At 70.1% G+C, this 15,032-nt stretch carries 13 protein-coding genes and 2 pseudogenes; 13 read left to right on the top strand and 2 right to left on the bottom strand.

The genetic code is table 11. The features are described 5' to 3' along the window. The first annotated feature begins 65 nt into the window (after positions 1-65). Positions 66-1,304, top strand: coding sequence for a cysteine--1-D-myo-inosityl 2-amino-2-deoxy-alpha-D-glucopyranoside ligase (gene mshC / locus ACS3YM_RS07915; RefSeq protein WP_439939524.1), 1,239 nt, complete (start codon positions 66-68; stop codon positions 1,302-1,304). 162 nt (positions 1,305-1,466) lie between these two features. Here the strand turns inward: mshC and ACS3YM_RS07920 are convergent, their stop codons facing one another. Then, positions 1,467-2,312, bottom strand: coding sequence for a PAC2 family protein (locus ACS3YM_RS07920; protein WP_439939525.1), 846 nt, complete (start codon positions 2,310-2,312; stop codon positions 1,467-1,469). Between the two features lie 174 nt (positions 2,313-2,486). Between ACS3YM_RS07920 and metH the strand changes: the two genes are divergently transcribed. Continuing rightward, on the top strand, positions 2,487-6,263 hold the full coding sequence (metH, locus tag ACS3YM_RS07925; protein WP_439939526.1) for a methionine synthase: 3,777 nt from the start codon (positions 2,487-2,489) through the stop codon (positions 6,261-6,263). 31 nt (positions 6,264-6,294) lie between these two features. Here metH and ACS3YM_RS07930 read toward each other — a convergent pair whose 3' ends face one another. Next, on the bottom strand, positions 6,295-7,950 hold the full coding sequence (locus tag ACS3YM_RS07930) for an ABC1 kinase family protein (protein ID WP_439939527.1): 1,656 nt from the start codon (positions 7,948-7,950) through the stop codon (positions 6,295-6,297). Positions 7,951-8,107: 157 nt separating this feature from the next. On the opposite strand from ACS3YM_RS07930, the gene ACS3YM_RS07935 reads away from it, so the two are divergent. The 11 genes and pseudogenes from ACS3YM_RS07935 to ACS3YM_RS07985 all read left to right on the top strand — a co-directional run. Then, positions 8,108-9,895 carry a PAS domain S-box protein gene (locus ACS3YM_RS07935; RefSeq protein ID WP_439939529.1) on the top strand — a complete coding sequence of 596 codons (1,788 nt, stop codon included), beginning with the start codon at positions 8,108-8,110 and terminating at the stop codon, positions 9,893-9,895. Further along, the gene (locus ACS3YM_RS07940; RefSeq protein ID WP_439939850.1) at positions 9,820-9,990 is read left to right on the top strand and encodes an ATP-binding protein; all 171 of its coding nucleotides are present in this window, start codon (positions 9,820-9,822) and stop codon (positions 9,988-9,990) included. The genes ACS3YM_RS07935 and ACS3YM_RS07940 overlap by 76 nt, the downstream gene beginning before the upstream one ends. A gap of 31 nt (positions 9,991-10,021) precedes the next feature. Next, a complete protein-coding gene (locus ACS3YM_RS07945; protein ID WP_439939530.1) occupies positions 10,022-10,387 on the top strand; it encodes an HAD hydrolase-like protein in 366 nt (121 codons plus the stop codon). A gap of 42 nt (positions 10,388-10,429) precedes the next feature. Beyond that, a complete protein-coding gene (locus ACS3YM_RS07950; RefSeq protein WP_439939851.1) occupies positions 10,430-10,792 on the top strand; it encodes an HAD family hydrolase in 363 nt (120 codons plus the stop codon). 197 nt (positions 10,793-10,989) lie between these two features. Continuing rightward, positions 10,990-11,157 carry a hypothetical protein gene (locus tag ACS3YM_RS07955; RefSeq protein WP_439939934.1) on the top strand — a complete coding sequence of 56 codons (168 nt, stop codon included), beginning with the start codon at positions 10,990-10,992 and terminating at the stop codon, positions 11,155-11,157. Continuing rightward, a complete protein-coding gene (locus ACS3YM_RS07960) occupies positions 11,150-11,914 on the top strand; it encodes an ABC transporter substrate-binding protein (protein WP_439939852.1) in 765 nt (254 codons plus the stop codon). The genes ACS3YM_RS07955 and ACS3YM_RS07960 overlap by 8 nt, the downstream gene beginning before the upstream one ends. Continuing rightward, complete coding sequence (locus ACS3YM_RS07965; RefSeq protein WP_439939531.1) at positions 11,899-12,453, top strand: ABC transporter substrate-binding protein; 555 nt, start codon at positions 11,899-11,901, stop codon at positions 12,451-12,453. The genes ACS3YM_RS07960 and ACS3YM_RS07965 overlap by 16 nt, the downstream gene beginning before the upstream one ends. Before the next feature lie 142 nt (positions 12,454-12,595). Further along, a pseudogene (locus tag ACS3YM_RS07970) lies at positions 12,596-12,811 on the top strand (ABC transporter permease); the annotation flags it as partial. A 106-nt stretch (positions 12,812-12,917) separates the two neighbouring features. Next, positions 12,918-13,607, top strand: coding sequence for an ABC transporter permease (locus tag ACS3YM_RS07975; protein WP_439939532.1), 690 nt, complete (start codon positions 12,918-12,920; stop codon positions 13,605-13,607). Between the two features lie 6 nt (positions 13,608-13,613). After that, positions 13,614-14,603 carry an ABC transporter permease gene (locus ACS3YM_RS07980; RefSeq protein WP_439939533.1) on the top strand — a complete coding sequence of 330 codons (990 nt, stop codon included), beginning with the start codon at positions 13,614-13,616 and terminating at the stop codon, positions 14,601-14,603. Positions 14,604-14,640: 37 nt separating this feature from the next. Then, positions 14,641-14,946 (top strand): annotated as a pseudogene (locus ACS3YM_RS07985) (ATP-binding cassette domain-containing protein); the annotation flags it as partial. Positions 14,947-15,032: the final 86 nt, after the last annotated feature.

Below are 15,032 nucleotides of genomic sequence, written 5' to 3' on the forward strand. Positions count from 1 at the left end.
GGCGTATCGAGATCTCACCCGCCTTGGGCGCCGGACCGTGGGGACCGGCCGATAGGCTTCCGCCCATGCGCGCCTGGTCGTCCCCCGACGTTCCCTCACTGCCCGTGACGGGCCCGTCCGTGCGGGTGCACGACACCTCGAGCAACGAGCTGGTCGAGACCCGCCCCGAGGGCCCGGCCCGGATGTACGTCTGCGGCATCACGCCCTACGACGCGACCCACATGGGGCACGCGGCCACCTACGTCGGCTTCGACCTGCTCAACCGGGCCTGGCGCAACGCCGGCCACGCGGTCACCTACGTCCAGAACGTGACCGACGTCGACGACCCGCTGCTCGAGCGCGCCGAGAAGGTCAAGGTCGACTGGGTCGAGCTGGCCGAGCGCGAGACGCAGCTGTTCCGCGACGACATGGAGGCGCTGCGGGTCCTGCCGCCGGCCCACTACATCGGCGCGGTCGAGTCGATCCCGCAGGTCATCACGCTCATCCAGCGCCTCGAGGAGGCCGGCGCGGTCTACCGCGTCGAGGACGACCTCTACTTCTCCGTCACCGCCGACGACGCCTTCGGCGACGTGTCGGGGCTGGACCTCGAGGCGATGCTCGAGGTGTTCGCGGAGCGCGGCGGCGACCCCGACCGCGAGGGCAAGAAGGACCCGCTCGACTGCCTGCTGTGGCGCGCCGAGCGACCCGGCGAGCCTGCGTGGGACAGCCCGTGGGGCCCCGGTCGCCCCGGCTGGCACATCGAGTGCTCGGCCATCGCCCTCGACCACCTCGGCACCGCCTTCGACGTGCAGGGCGGCGGGAGCGACCTGTCCTTCCCGCACCACGAGATGTCTGCCGGCGAGGCGCAGGTCGCCTATCCCGGCGAGCGCTTCGCGCGGGCCTACACCCACGCCGGCATGGTCGCCTACGACGGCGAGAAGATGTCGAAGTCCAAGGGGAACCTCGTCTTCGTGTCCGCGCTGCGGATGAGCGAGGTCGACCCGATGGCGATCCGTCTGGTGCTGCTGCGCCACCACTACCGCAGTGACTGGGAGTGGACCGACGACCAGCTCTGGGACGCCGTCGACACGCTCGCGGACTGGCGGCGGGCCCTCGCCCTCGGCTCCGGGGCCGCGTCCGGGCCCCTCGTCGAGCGGGTCCTGGGCGCGCTCGCCGACGACCTCGACGCTCCCGCCGCCGTCCAGGCGGTGCAGGAGTGGGTCGACGCCACCCTCGGCACGACCGGCCTCGCGGACACCTCGGACCCCGAGGCCGCCGCCACCGTCCACCGGCTCCTCGACGCCGCGCTCGGCCTCTCCCTCTGACGTACGCCGCGCTCGCCGGTGCTCGGGGTGACTCGAGCGGACATATGGCCGCTCGAGTGACGACGTCGACAGCGCCCGGCGACTGGTGCACCGAAATGGGCGCTAGGCGCGCGGTATGCCTCGACCTGAGCGGCCATTTGCTCGCTCGAGTGGGGAAATGGGTCAGTCGGTGTCGCGGCGCTTGAGGTAGCGCTCGAACTCGCGGGCGATGGCCTCGCCGCTGGCCTCGGGGAGGTCGGCGGTGTCGCGGGTCTCCTCGAGCGCGCGGACGTAGTCGGCCACGTCCTCGTCCTCCGCGGCCAGCTCGTCGACCCCGCGCTCCCAGGCCTTGGAGTCGTCGGGCAGGTCGCCCAGCGGCATCGGCGCCTGGAGCAGCTCCTCGAGCTGGCCGAGCAGCGCGAGCGTGGCCTTCGGGCACGGCGGCTGCGCGACGTAGTGGGGGACCGCCGCCCAGTAGGACACCGACGGGATGTCGAGCTGGGTGCACGCGTCGTTGAAGACGCCGACGATGCCCGTGGGCCCCTCGTAGGTCGACTGCTCGAGGTCGAGCCGGTCGACGAGCTCGGGCTCGGTGGCCGTGCCAGTGACGGGGATCGGTCGCGTGTGAGGGGTGTCGGCGAGCAGCGCGCCCAGCGTCACGACCAGCTCGGCACCGAGGTCGTCGCACGCCGCGAGCAGCTCGGCGCAGAACTGCCGCCACTTCATGTTGGGCTCGATGCCGCGGACCAGGATGATGTCGCGGTCCAGCAGCGGTGGCCGGGCGACGGCGATCCGGGTGGTGGGCCAGGTCAGCCTGCGGTGGCCGTTGACGTCGGTGCCGATGATGGGCCGGTTGACCTGGAAGTCGTAGAACTCCTCGGGGTCGATGGCTCCGATGACCTCGGCCTTCCACTGCTCCATCAGGTGGTCGACCAGGCCGGACGCCGCGTCGGCCGCGTCGTTCCATCCCTCGAAGGCGGCGATCACCACGGGGGAGACCAGGTCCTGCACGTCGTCGAACTCGATCACTCCACCAGCCTAGGGCGCCCGCCCCACAGACCCGACCTGTTCGCCGCCCATGATTTCGTGGCGGGTGTCGGCCAGTGCCACGATGTGGGAACCAGGTCCACGTGCCGGACGACGTTCCTAGGCTTCGTCGTACGCCGCCGCGAGGCCGTGCGTCACCGAGAGGAACCCCCACCTGTGAAGCCCCAGCACCGCCCGGACGCCACCGACGCCCTCACGGCGATCATGAGCGAGCGGATCATGGTGCTGGACGGAGCCATGGGCACGGCCATCCAGCGCGACCGCCCCGACGAGGCGGGCTACCGGGGCGAGCGCTTCGCCGACCACCCGAGCGACCTGATCGGCAACAACGACCTGCTGACGCTGACGCAGCCGCAGGTGATCCGTGCGATCCACGAGGACTACCTCAACGCCGGCGCCGACATCATCGAGACCAACACCTTCAACGCCAACGCGGTCTCGCTGGCCGACTACGGCCTCGAGGACCTGGCCTACGAGCTCAACTACGAGTCGGCGCGGCTGGCCCGCTCCGCCGCCGACGCCGTGGCGACCGACGACCGGCCCCGCTGGGTCGCCGGGGCGCTCGGGCCCACGACCCGCACCGCGTCGATCTCTCCGGACGTCAACGACCCCGGGGCGCGCAACGTCTCCTTCGACCAGCTCGCCGAGGCCTACCTGGTGGCCGCCCGCGGGCTCGTCGACGGCGGGTCCGACCTGCTGATGATCGAGACGATCTTCGACACCCTCAACGCCAAGGCCGCGATCTTCGCGGTGGAGACGCTCTTCGAGGAGCAGGGACGTCGCTGGCCGGTCATCATCTCCGGCACGATCACCGACGCCTCGGGTCGTACGCTCTCCGGCCAGGTGACCGAGGCCTTCTGGGACTCGATCCGCCACGCCCGGCCGCTGGCCGTCGGCCTCAACTGCGCGCTCGGCGCCCGCGACATGCGGCCCTACGTCGCCGAGCTCTCCCGGCTCGCCGACTCCTTCGTGAGCGTCTACCCCAACGCCGGCCTGCCCAACGCCTTCGGCGAGTACGACGAGACCCCCGACCAGACCGCGGCGGTCCTCGCCGAGTTCGCCGAGGCCGGGTTCCTCAACGTCGTCGGTGGGTGCTGCGGCACCACGCCGGAGCACATCGCGGCCATCGCCTCCGCCGTCGAGGGCAAGCCCCGTCGTGAGCGCGTCGAGCACCAGCCCGTCATGCGGCTCTCCGGGCTCGAGCCGCTGACCATCACGGAGGAGAGCCTCTTCGTCAACGTCGGCGAGCGCACCAACATCACCGGCTCGGCGCGCTTCCGCAAGCTCATCAAGGACGGCGACTACGACACCGCCCTGAGCGTCGCCGCGCAGCAGGTGGAGGCCGGCGCGCAGGTCATCGACGTCAACATGGACGAGGGGATGATCGACGGCGTCGCCGCGATGGACCGCTTCCTCAAGCTGATCGCCGCCGAGCCCGACATCAGCAGGGTGCCGGTGATGGTCGACTCCTCCAAGTGGGAGGTCATCGAGGCCGGTCTCAAGTGCGTGCAGGGCAAGGCGATCGTCAACTCCATCTCCATGAAGGAGGGCGAGGAGGCGTTCCGCGAGCACGCCCGCCTGTGCCGCAAGTACGGCGCAGCGGTGGTGGTGATGGCGTTCGACGAGGACGGCCAGGCCGACAACCTCGAGCGGCGCAAGACCATCTGCGAGCGCGCCTACCGGATCCTCGTGGACGAGGTCGGCTTCCCGCCCGAGGACATCATCTTCGACCCCAACGTCTTCGCGGTCGCCACGGGCATCGAGGAGCACGCGACCTACGGCGAGGACTTCATCGAGGCCACCCGCTGGATCAAGCAGAACCTCCCCGGCGCCAAGGTCAGCGGCGGCATCTCCAACGTCTCGTTCTCGTTCCGCGGCAACAACCCGGTCCGCGAGGCCATCCACGCCGTCTTCCTGTTCCACGCGATCCGGGCCGGCCTCGACATGGGCATCGTCAACGCGGGCGCCCTCGTGGTCTACGACGAGGTCGACGCCGAGCTTCGCGAGCGGATCGAGGACGTCATCCTCAACCGCCGCCCGGACGCCGCCGAGCGCCTGCTGGAGGTCGCCGAGCGGTTCAACGTCGCGGCGGCCGACTCCGAGGTGGCGGAGGACGAGTGGCGCTCGCTGCCGGTGCGCGAGCGGATCACCCACGCGCTCGTGAAGGGCATCGACACCTACGCGGAGGCCGACACGGAGGCGCTGCGCCTGGAGATCGCGGAGGCGGGCGGTCGTCCGATCGAGGTGATCGAGGGCCCGCTCATGGACGGCATGAACGTCGTGGGCGACCTGTTCGGAGCCGGCAAGATGTTCCTGCCGCAGGTCGTCAAGAGCGCCCGCGTGATGAAGAAGTCGGTCGCCTACCTGATCCCCTTCATCGAGGAGGAGAAGGCCAAGGACCCCGAGCTCGCGAAGCAGAAGGACACCAACGGCACCATCGTCATGGCGACGGTCAAGGGCGACGTCCACGACATCGGCAAGAACATCGTCGGCGTGGTGCTCCAGTGCAACAACTACGAGGTCATCGACCTCGGCGTGATGGTGCCCGCCCAGAAGATCCTCGACACCGCGGCCGAGGTCGGCGCCGACATCATCGGCCTGTCGGGCCTGATCACGCCGTCGCTCGACGAGATGGTCAACTTCGCCGCCGAGATGCAGCGCCTCGGCCTCGAGATCCCCCTCCTCATCGGCGGCGCGACCACCTCGCGCGCCCACACCGCGGTGAAGATCGACCAGAAGTACGACGGTCCGGTCGTCTGGGTCAAGGACGCATCCCGCTCGGTGCCCACTGCCGCCGCGCTGCTGCACCCCGCCCAGCGCGAGAAGCTGCTCGCCGACGTCCAGACCGACTTCGACGCGCTGCGCACCCGCCACGCGGCCAAGCACGACCGGCCGATGGTCACGCTCGAGCAGGCCCGCGACAACGCATCGCCGATCGACTGGACCGGCTACCACCCGCCGAAGCCGCACATGCTGCTGCAGCAGGACCACGCGGTCTCCACGATCGTGGGCACGCCCGTGACCGACCACGTCCGCGTGTTCCGCGACTACGACCTGTCCAACCTGCGCAGGTACATCGACTGGCAGCCCTTCTTCAACGCCTGGGAGATGAAGGGCGCCTTCCCCGACATCCTCAACAACCCGAGCTCCGGCCCGGCCGCGCGCAAGCTGTACGACGACGCGCAGGCGATGCTCGACACGATCGTGGAGGAGAGGTGGATCCGCGCCCACGGCGTGGTCGGCTTCTTCCCGGCTCACTCGGTCGGGGACGACGTGGAGCTCTTCCTCGACCACGACCGCACCGAGGTGCACGCCCGGCTGCACCACCTGCGCCAGCAGGGCCAGCACCGCGAGGGAGTGCCCAACCGTTCCCTCGCCGACTTCGTCGCGCCCAAGGACTCCGGGCTGCGCGACCACGTCGGCGCCTTCGCGGTGACTGCGGGAGACGGCCTGGCGGAGCGCGTCGCGGCCTTCCGGGCCGAGCTCGACGACTACAACGCCATCCTGCTGGAGTCGCTGGGCGACCGGCTCGCCGAGGCCTTCGCCGAGCGGCTGCACGAGCGGGTGCGCAAGGAGCTGTGGGGCTACGCCCCCGACGAGCAGCTCGACAACGTGGGGCTCATCAAGGAGCAGTACGACGGCATCCGCCCGGCCCCCGGCTATCCCGCCTGTCCCGAGCACACCGAGAAGCGCACGCTGTGGCAGCTGCTGGACGTCGAGAAGCACACCGGCATCGAGCTCACCGAGTCGATGGCGATGTGGCCCGGCGCCTCGGTGAGCGGCTTCTACTACTCCCACCCGCAGTCGCAGTACTTCGTCGTCGGCCGCCTCGCACGCGACCAGGTCGCCGACTACGCCGAGCGCAAGGGGTGGACGCTGGCCGAGGCCGAGCGCTGGCTCTCCCCGAACCTCGGCTACGACCCGGAGGACTGACCCGGAGGACTGACCGGGCGGGTCCGCCCGGTCAGGTCACCCGGTCGGTGCGTGCCACCTTGCGGTCGGTCATGAAGATCCAGGCGGCCATGGCGACGCCGGCGCAGACCGCGAAGAGGAAGAACAGGATCGCGAGGCCCGGGTAGCCGAGGACCGTCCACTCCGAGGGCACGCGCACGACCATAGCCGCCCCCAGGATCGTCGCCGCGATGATGATGCCCAGGGTGACGCGGTTGGCGACCCGCTGGATCACGGTGTGCAGCCGTTCCTCGTCGATGGCCTGGACCTGCACGCGGAACTCGCCCTCCGCGAGCGCGTCCACGATCCGGTTGGCCCGCGCAGGCAGCTGGGCCATGAAGGTCTTGGACTCGATGGCGGCGGCGATGAGGCCCCCGGCGGAGACCTTGAGACCGGCGGCGAAGATCTCGCTCACGTTGGCACGGATGGCGACGGCCGGAGCGAAGTCGGGGTCGAGGTGCGACGTGGCCCGGTCCAGGTTGAGCAGGGCCTTGCCGACCAACGACATCTCCGCCGGGGGCCGCAGGCCGTGCTGCCCGGACAGCCGGCTGAGGTCCATGATCACCGTCCCGACCGAGACGTCGGAACCGCTCGCGACGGCCTCCGAGACGAGGTGGGACACGTCGTCGCGGAACGCAGCGGCGTCGAAGTCGTCGAGCGGGTGGCCCATCGACGCCAGGACCGTGGCGGTCTCCTCCCCGTCCCCGTCGCTGATCGAGAGCAGGAGCTTGATGATGTCGTTCTGGATGCGCGGGGGGACCGACGCGGTCATCCCGAGATCGAGCAGCGCCAGGCGGCCGTCGTCGGTGAGCAGCAGGTTGCCGGGGTGCGGGTCGGCGTGCAGCACGCCGGCGTCGAGGATCATGTGGAGGTAGGCGCTGAACAGCTGCTCGACGATCGGCCTCGTGTCCAGGTCGACCAGCCCGAGCCGGCCGATGTCGGTGATCTTGCGTCCCTCGACGTAGTCCATCGTCAGGACCTTCGACGTCGTGCACTCCGGCACCGGCTGGGGCACGAGGAGCAGGTCGTAGGGAGCGGTGAGCTCGCCGAACGTCACCAGGCTCCGAGCCTCGCGGCGGTAGTCGAGCTCGCCGGCGAGGGACCGGCGGAACTGCTCGAGCAGCCGGCCGAAGCCGAACGTACGACCCGCGTCGGTGCGGTGGTCCGCCACCGAGGCGAGACGCTCCAGCACCTCCATGTCCGCCCGAGCCACCTCACGGACGTCGGGGCGCTGCACCTTGACCACGACCTCACGACCGTTGCGCAGCACGGCCTTGTGGACCTGCCCGATCGACGCCGCCGCCATCGGCTCCTCGGCGAACTCGCTGAACCGCTCCTTCAGCGTCGCCCCCAGCTCGGCCTCGACGACCTCGCGGACCGTGTCGAAGGGGAGCGGGTCGACGGAGTCCTGCAACCGCTCCAACGCTGTCGTGTACGCCGACGGGAGAAGGTCGTGCCGGGTCGACAGGAGCTGGCCGAGCTTGATGAAGGTCGGGCCCATCGCCTCCAGGTCCTCGGCGAAGGCCGTGGCCCGGTCGACGTCGCCCGCCGGTGCGTCGTCGTCGATGTCGAACTCGTCGAGCCTCGCCCCGGCGAGGAGGTCGGAGCGGCCGTGGCGGCGGACGAGCCGGGCGAGGGCGACGTACCTGTTGTCGAGCAGTCCTGTCATGACGCATAGCATGCACGCCGTCGATCGCACATCGGACGGGGCCATCCGGGGAACAGTCGGTGTTGGGGGACGATCCGCCGTGCTCGGTGGCTCGTCAAGCGTTCGATGACCAGATGAGTGGAGACACGTCGAGGTGGAAACCGGCAAGGTTTCGGTGGTGCTGGTCGACGACTCTGTCGACGTGCGCACCCTGGTGCGCATGCGCCTCGAGGCCTCGGGGCAGTTCGACGTGGTGGGGGAGGCGGCTGACGGGGAGCAGGCCATCGAGCTCGTGATCCGTCATGAGCCGGCCCTGGTGCTGCTCGACATCTCGATGCCGGCCATGGACGGTGTCGAGACCCTCCCCGCGATCCTCGCGGTGCGTCCCGACACGTCCGTCGTGATGTTCAGCGGCTTCGGGGGTACCGACCTGGCCGACGAGGTCGGGGATCTCGGCGCGATCGACCTGATCGAGAAGTCGATCAGGCTCGAGGACCTGCCGGACCGCCTCCTCCGGAGCCTGAGGGGCACTGCCCCCCAGCCCGCTGCCGACCCTCCGCGTCGGCTGCATGCGGTCACCGACGTGGCGCGGGTCGAGCAGGCGATCCTCGACGAGCACCTCGAAGGCTTCCGCGCGCTCTTCGACCGGGCCGCGATCGGCATGGCCACGCTGACCGTGCACGCCACCGTCGTGCGGGCCAACGACGCGCTCGCCGAGCTCATGTCGTGCAAGCCGAGAGACCTCGTCGGGGTCGACTACGGCCGTCTGACCGGTGGTCGGGGCGACCACCTGGACCACCTCCTGGACGCGTTGCGCTCCTCGGGGGACAGCGTGGCCACGTTCGAGCACCCCATTCCCGCGCCGCCCGGGGTGCGGACCGTGCGCACCGCCCGCGTGACCCTCGTCCCGATCCGCGACTCCACCGGGCAGGTGCTCTACGTCTTCGCGCAGGTGCAGGACATCAGCGCGCAGCGGGCCGCCGAGGTCGAGCTGCACCGCACCGAGGAGAACCTCCGCCTGCTGGTCGCCGCGGTCGAGGAGTACGCGATCTTCATGCTCGACACGAGCGGCCTGGTGATGAGCTGGAACACGGGAGCGCGACGGATCAAGGGCTACGAGGCCCAGGAGATCATCGGTCGGCACTTCCGGGCCTTCTACCCCGAGGAGGAGCAGCTGACCGGCCACCCCGAGCGCAACCTCGAGGCTGCGTTGCGTGACGGCTCGTTCGCGGAGGAGGGCTGGCGGATCCGCCAGGACGGCAGCAGGTTCTGGGCGAGTGTCGTGATCAGGCCCGTGCACGACGACAGGGGGCGGCACGTCGGGTTCGCCAAGATCACGCGTGACCAGACCGACCAGCGGCAGAACGCCGAGGACCGGCTGGGGGCCATGGAGGAGCAGGCGCGGCTGCTGGCCGTCACGGCCCACGAGCTCAGGAACCCGACGGCCGTCATCGACGGCAGCGCGCACGCCCTCCAGGTCTCGGAGCGACAGATGTCGCCTGCCGAGCGTGAGAAGTTCTTCCACGGGATCCGCAGCAGCGCGGATCGCCTGCGCCGACTGGCCGACGACCTCACCGTCGCCTCGCAGCTGCAGAAGGCGGGCATGCAGTTCCGGATGGCGGACGTCTCGCTCCACGACCTGATCCATGGCGCGGCCGCCCGTCGGGCGGCCGCCAGCCCCGCCGTGCACGTGGAGGTCGACGTTCCGATCGAGGTCGTCGTGCACGCCGACGAGGTACGTCTCGCCCAGGCGCTCGACAACCTGCTCGACAACGCCGTACGACACGGGGCGCCGCCACTGGCGATGTCCTGCGAGGTGCGGGGCGGCCAGGTCGAGCCTCACGGTCACCGACGGGGGACGGGGAGTGCCCGACGAGCCTGGTCCCACGCCTGTTCGACAGGTTCGCCACGGCCGGCTCGGCCGGCGGGACGGGGCTCGGCCTCTACCTGGTGCGCGAGATCATGAGGGGGCACGGCGGCGACGCCGTCTACCAGCCACCGGGTCCGGGCAGCCGGACGGCGTTCGTCACCCGGTTCCCCGTCGCGCCCGCCGGCCGGTGACTCCGGCCACCCGTCTAGGGTGTGAGGCCAGATGCGGAGCGACGAGGAGCAAGAAGGCATGCCGGACGCCGGGTTTCCAGCCGCCGTCCTGTGGGACATGGACGGCACGCTCGTCGACACCGAGCCCTACTGGATCGCGACCGAGTTCGCGATGGCGGAGAAGTACGGCGGCACGTGGTCGCAGGAGCACGCCCTCAACCTGGTCGGGAAGGCGCTGCTGGACTCCGGTGAGTACATCCGCGTCCACATGGGCATCGACCGCACGCCGCAGGAGATCGTCGACGAGCCTGCTCGACGGCGTGGTGGCGCGGGTGGAGGAGCACGTGCCCTGGCGCCCCGGCGCGCGCGAGCCTGCTCACCGACCTCGAGGAGCACGGCATCCCCTGTGGGCTCGTGACGATGTCGTGGCAGCGCTTCGTCGCGCCGATCCTCGACCAGCCTGCCGGATCGCACCTTCGTCACGGTCGTCACGGGAGACCAGGTCGAGTTCGGCAAGCCGCACCCCGAGCCGTACCTCACCGCCGCCGCCGACCTGGGGGTCCCGGCCGAGGACTGCATCGCCATCGAGGACTCCAACACGGGCGCCAAGTCCGCCGCCGCCGCCGGCTGCACCGTCGTGTGCGTGCCGCACCACGTGCCGATCCTCGAGGGGGAGCGGCGGGTCTTCGCCGACACGCTCAGCGGCATGGACACCACGGGCCTGGTGGAGCCGTGCGAGCGGGCTCGCTCGACGAGGCGTCGTCCAACACGTGATCCGACCGTGACCATGTCGGTGTGGCTTGGGTCACATCCGCCGGTCTAGGGTGCTGGGACCACCACCGATCGCATACCGGACGGAAGGACTCGGATGTCTCCGAAACGCACCGTGGCCGCCTGGACCACGGCAGTCCTGGCGCCTGCCACCTTGGCGGGTTGTGCCGAGAGCCAACGTGACGACGAGGGCGCAGGAGGGGGCGGCGACGACGGCACGTTCGTCTTCGTGCCGCCGGCGCCCCCGAAATGTTCGACCCCTTCTACGCCACCGACGGCGAGACGTTCCGCGTCACCCGCCAGATGTTCGAGGGCCTGCTGGGCATCGAGCCCGGCAGCGCCGAGGTGGTGCCCGAGCCTGGCCACGGAGTGGGAGCCCAACGAGGACGGCACCGAGTGGACCTTCACGCTGCGTGACGACGTGACCTTCCACGACGGCGAGCCGTTCAACGCCGAGGCCGTCTGCTACAACTTCGAGCGGATGTTCGACCAGAACGAGGCCGGCCAGACCGCCGGCGAGTACTGGGGCTACGTCATGGGGGCCTTCTCCAACGACGCCGAGAACTCGCTCTACCAGGGCTGCGAGGCCACCGACGAGTTCGAGGCCGTCATCTCCATCAGCGGCCCGACCTCCGGCTTCCCGACGATGCTGACGCTCGAGTCGCTGTCGATGCAGTCGCCCAAGGCTCTGGAGGAGGGCGACGCCAACGGCATCGCCGCCGAGGGCGAGGGCTTCAGCCTTCCCGGCCTACGCCGACAACCCGGTCGGCACCGGTCCCTTCACGTTCGGCGAGTACGACGAGGCCAACGGCGAGATCACCCTCGACCGCAACGACGACTACTGGGGCGAGAAGGCCAAGACGAGCGAGCCTCGTCTTCCGCGTCATCCCGGAGGAGGCCACCCGTCGTCAGGAGGCTCGAGGCCGGCAGCATCAACGGCTACGACCTGCCCAACCCGGTCGACTGGGCCGGGCTGGAGGAGGACGGCAACTCGGTCGAGGTCCGCGACCCGTTCAACATCCTCTACCTCGGGTTCAACCTCGAGGGCAACCCGCTCCTGAAGGACCTCAAGGTCCGCCAGGCGCTCTACCACGCGCTCAACCGGGAGCAGGCTCGTCCAGACCCAGGCCCGAGGGCGCAGCGGTCGCGACGCAGTTCATGCCCGACACGGTGAGCGGCTACAACACCAGCATCGAGCCCTACGCCTACGACCCCGACGAGGCCAAGAGGCTGCTCGCCGAGGCCGGCGCTGAGGGCATGACGCTCGAGTTCGCCTATCCGACCGAGGTCAGCCGTCCCTACATGCCGGACCCGGAGAAGATCTACGAGGCGCTGCGCACCGACCTCGAGGCGGTCGGCGTCAAGGTCAAGGTGACCACGGCGTCCTGGAACGGTGGCTACCTCGACAACGTGACCGCCGGCAAGTACGACGCCTACATCCTGGGGTGGACCGGCGACTACGACTCGCCGTTCAACTTCATCGGCACGTTCTTCGGCAACCTGAAGGAGAACGACTTCGGCACCAAGGCGATGCCGTGGGGCAAGCAGGCCTGGCCGACGACCTCAAGGCCGCCGACGCGGTCGTGGACGACGACGAGCGCGGGGCCGCCTTCGAGAAGATCAACCAGCAGATCATGGAGGACTACCTCCCCGGTCTGCCGATCAGCCACTCGCCTCCGGCGCTCGTCGTCGGTCCCGGCGTGGACGGCGTGATCCCCAGCCCGCTGACGGCTGAGGAGTTCGACACGGTCACGGTCGGAGGGGAGTGACTCCCACCCGCTGACTGAACCGTTGTGCGTGACGTCCGGGGGGTCGTCCAGACGGCCCCCGGACCTCGCACGTGTGAGGAGTTCCATTGCTTCGCTTTGTCGTACGCCGACTGCTCCAGATGTGCCTTGTCGCCGTCGTGCTCTCGATGCTCATCTTCGTGTGGTTGCGCTCGCTGCCCGGCGGACCGGTGTCCGCCATCCTGGGCGAGCGGCAGACACCGGCTCGCAGGGCCGCCCTCGAGGCGGCGCTCGGCCTCGACCAGCCCCTCCCCGTGCAGTACCTGCGGTTCGTGGAGCGTGCGGTCCAGGGGAAGTTCGGCGTCTCCACCAAGGTCCTGCCCGGCGAGGACGCCCTGCAGGTGTTCCTGGACCGCCTGCCGGCGACCGTCGAGCCTGTCGTTCCTGGCCATGCTCATCGCGATCGCGCTCGGCATCCCGCTCGGCTACATCGCGGCGCGGCGCCACGGGTCGGCCGCCGACACGGGTGCGGTGATCTTCTCGCTCGTCGGTGTGGCGGTGCCGGTGTTCTTCCTCGCCTTCCTCCTCAAGTACTTCGTCGCCGTCGAGTGGAACCTGCTCCCGGTGTCGGGCCGGCAGTCCACCGGCATCGAGGCCACCCGCGTCACCGGGATGTTCGTGCTCGACGGGATCCTGACGCGCGAGTGGGACGCGTCGTGGGACGCGCTGAAGCACCTGATCCTCCCGGCCTTCGCCCTGGCCAGCATCCCCTTCGCGGTGATCTTCCGGATCACCCGTGCCTCGGTCCTCGACGTCCTCGACGAGGACTACGTGCGCACCGCGGAGGCCAAGGGGCTCACGGCGAAGGTGATCCGTGGTCGCCACGTGCTGCGCAACGCGATGCTGCCGGTCGTCACCACCATCGGCCTCCAGGTCGGTGGCCTCCTCGCCGGAGCCGTGCTGACCGAGTCCGTCTTCTCCTTCCGCGGGGTCGGCGACGCCCTCGCGACCGCGTTCCGCGAGAAGGACTACGCCGTCCTCCAGGTGCTGATCCTCATGGCTGCGGTGATCTTCGTCCTGGTCAACCTGCTCGTCGACATCGCCTACGCGCTGATCGACCCCCGGATCAGGACGAGGTGACGTGACATGAGCGACCCCACCACCCCGCCCGGGACCGACGAGACGCCGCACCGGACGTCGTACGCCCAGCGACGCAGGGACCGGATCGACGCCCTCGCCACGGCTGGTGCCATCGACGACCGGCCCGGCAAGTCGCTGATCCGCAGCGCCTGGGAGCGGCTGCGGCGCAACCCGGTCTTCCTGATCGGCGCCGCCATCACGATCGCCTTCATCGTCCTGGCGATCATCTCGCCGTGGATCGCACCGTGGGACGTCACCGCCCGCCCGCTCCTCGACAAGGTGCGCCCCCAGTCCAACCCCGTGCCGGGACCCGAGCCGGGCCACCTGCTGGGCGCCGACGACCGCGGACGCGACCTCTTCTCCCGACTCCTCGTCGGCAGCCGGCAGACCCTCATCGTCGGCGTGATGGCCACGCTGTTCGGGCTGGCCGGCGGCATCACGCTCGGCACCATCGCGGGCGCGGTCGGCGGCTGGGTCGACTCGGTGGTGATGCGCATCGTCGACGTGATGCTGTCGTTCCCGGCGCTGCTCCTGGCGTTCACGATCGCCTCGCTCGCCCGCGAGCCGAGCCAGTGGACGCTGATCGTGGCGATCGCGACCACCCAGGTGCCGATCTTCGCCAGGTTGCTGCGGGGGTCGATGCTCGCCCAGCGGTCCAGCGACCACGTGCTGGCCGCGCGGTCCCTGGGCGTACGACCACGCGCGATCGTCTTCCGCCACATGTTGCCCAACTCCCTGGGCCCCGTGATCGTGCAGGCCACGCTGTCGCTGGCCACCGCGATCATCGAGGCGGCCGCGCTCTCCTTCCTCGGGCTCGGCAACCCCGACCAGAGACAGCCCGAGTGGGGGCAGATGCTCGGCCTGGCCCAGCGCTACATCTCGGAGGCGCCGCACCTGGCGTTCTACCCGGCCGGCTGCATCATCGTGGTCGCCCTGGGCTTCACGCTGATGGGGGAGTCGCTCCGCGAGGCCCTCGACCCGAAGTCGCGGAGGTGACCCGATGACCCAGACCATCCACACGACCCACCACCCGATGGGCTCGTCCGAGCCGCTGCTCTCCGTGCGCGACCTGCGCGTCACGTTCACCCGCCACGGTGAGGAGCCGTTCAAGGCCGTCGACGGCGTCGCCTTCGACGTACGTCCGGGGCAGACCGTGGGCCTCGTCGGCGAGTCCGGCTGCGGCAAGTCGGTCACGTCGCTCGCGATCATGGGGCTGCTGCCCACCCGCGGCAACACCGTCGAGGGAACCGCGATCTTCGACGGGGAGGACCTGCTGTCGTTGTCCCGGTCAGCGATGCGCGACCGGCGCGGCGCGGAGATCGCGATGATCTTCCAGGACCCGCTGTCGTCGCTCAACCCGGTGATCACCATCGGTCGCCAGGTGACCGAGGTGATGGAGCGCCACCAAGGGCTCAGCCGCAAGGA

Origin of the sequence: Nocardioides sp. N13(2025) (assembly GCF_051912545.1) — a bacterium.
In the GTDB taxonomy this organism is placed as follows: domain Bacteria; phylum Actinomycetota; class Actinomycetes; order Propionibacteriales; family Nocardioidaceae; genus Nocardioides.

Bases quoted from the DNA above. Each gene is read 5' to 3' on its own strand.
- mshC (WP_439939524.1), top strand. From the start codon at position 66: ATGCGCGCCTGGTCGTCCCCCGACGTTCCCTCACTGCCCGTGACGGGC.
- ACS3YM_RS07930 (WP_439939527.1), bottom strand. From the start codon at position 7,950: ATGACAGGACTGCTCGACAACAGGTACGTCGCCCTCGCCCGGCTCGTC.
- ACS3YM_RS07945 (WP_439939530.1), top strand. From the start codon at position 10,022: ATGCGGAGCGACGAGGAGCAAGAAGGCATGCCGGACGCCGGGTTTCCA.
- ACS3YM_RS07955 (WP_439939934.1), top strand. From the start codon at position 10,990: ATGTTCGACCCCTTCTACGCCACCGACGGCGAGACGTTCCGCGTCACC.
- ACS3YM_RS07965 (WP_439939531.1), top strand. From the start codon at position 11,899: ATGCCCGACACGGTGAGCGGCTACAACACCAGCATCGAGCCCTACGCC.
- ACS3YM_RS07975 (WP_439939532.1), top strand. From the start codon at position 12,918: ATGCTCATCGCGATCGCGCTCGGCATCCCGCTCGGCTACATCGCGGCG.
- ACS3YM_RS07980 (WP_439939533.1), top strand. From the start codon at position 13,614: ATGAGCGACCCCACCACCCCGCCCGGGACCGACGAGACGCCGCACCGG.